Source organism: Vibrio sp. 10N.261.52.A1, from assembly GCF_002876325.1.
In the GTDB taxonomy this organism is placed as follows: Bacteria; Pseudomonadota; Gammaproteobacteria; order Enterobacterales; family Vibrionaceae; genus Vibrio; species Vibrio chagasii.
Genome location: NZ_MCYD01001038.1, coordinates 1 through 1442, shown reverse-complemented (window position 1 = coordinate 1442; position 1442 = coordinate 1). Strand labels below are relative to the sequence as shown.

The window sequence follows — 1442 nt, the reverse complement described above, 5'->3', positions numbered from 1 at the left end:
CCATTGATATTCAACCTGGAGAGTCGATAGGTCTTGTTGGACCGTCGGGCTCAGGTAAAAGTACCATTACACGAATGATCCAAAAGCTATACCTAGCTGAAAAAGGAAACATCGTCATTGACGGCGTTCCAATCTCCAAGTGGTCTGCATCGGCGCTTCGAGAGCAAATAGGGGTCGTGTTACAAGAAAACTACCTGTTTAATAAAAGTGTTAGAGACAACATCGCCATAAGAATGCCGAGCGCATCACTAGAGCAAGTTGTTGTAGCCGCTAGGCTTGCAGGGGCTCATGAGTTCATCATTAAACTACCTAAAGGCTATGACACGATTTTAGCAGAGGGTGGCAATTCAATTTCAGGCGGTCAAAAGCAGCGTCTTGCTATCGCTAGGGCCTTGATGACTAAACCAAAGATACTCATCCTTGATGAGGCGACCAGTGCTTTGGATGAAGAATCACAGCAAGTTATTAATGAGAATATGGTCGAAATCTCCCGCGGAAGGACGGTTATCACTGTTGCTCATCGGCTTTCAGCTGTTGAGCATTGCGATCGCATTGTCGTGATTGAAGAAGGAGAGGTCACAGAGCAAGGACCTCATGAGGCGCTGCTCAATCTCGATGGTTGTTATACAAAATTGTGGCGCTTGCAGCAGCTTAAGCAAGTGGAAACTAGAGTTGAGAAAAGGCCATCGTTATGAGTTTGATTCAAGGTGGCATTGCTGCGCTTAAAAAGCAAAAGAAAGAGCTGCCAACGTTAACTCGAAAGGCTCACGAATATGAATTTTTGCCGAGCTATTTAGAGATTATTGAAAAGCCGCCGTCACCATGGGCACGTCGAAGCGCGATAGCGGTAGTCGCCTTTTTATTGTTAGTCCTAGTGTGGTCTATATGGGGGAAATTAGATATTCATGCTAGTGCCCAAGGCAAAGTGATAGTGTCAAGCCATAGCAAAGTGGTTCAGGCCTTAGAGCATGGAGAAGTTATCGCTATCAATGTTCGTGATGGCCAACATGTTAAAAAAGGAGAAGTACTTATACAGTTAAATCCTGCTGGTGTAGATGCCGAGTCCCGTAGGTTATTGGAGCAATACAATCATTTAAATCTTAATAAGTCTCGAATTTTAGCATTGCTCTCGGATGAACCTTTAGACTCATTTTCTCCTCCAGTTGAAGCGACTCAAGAACAAATAGCCGTTAGCAGACAACATTTAGTTAGTGAATACAATGAAACTCACCAGTTGATTGAAAGGTTGGTTGCAGAGGAAGCTGTCAGTAAAGCGCAAAAAAAGGCGAATCAGCGCGACATTAACTCTTTAAGCCGATTAAAAGCCAACGTAGAAACCAGACTGAATGCGCGGAAGGCTTTGATAGCATCAAATTCTATTGCTCGAATTGAACTATTGGAGCAAGAAAAAGAGTTGCTAGAAATTGAACGGAATATTAGCA

The 1442-nt window shown here is 43.6% G+C and carries 2 protein-coding genes; both read left to right on the top strand.

Annotated elements, in window-relative coordinates; translation table 11 throughout:
- A partial coding sequence (locus tag BCT81_RS22430) for an ATP-binding cassette domain-containing protein (protein ID WP_133152693.1) occupies positions 1 to 695 on the top strand: 695 nt, incomplete at its 5' end.
- Positions 692 to 1442: biotin/lipoyl-binding protein (locus BCT81_RS22425; RefSeq protein WP_133152692.1), on the top strand; the 751-nt coding region annotated here is incomplete at its 3' end. The genes BCT81_RS22430 and BCT81_RS22425, both read left to right, overlap by 4 nt.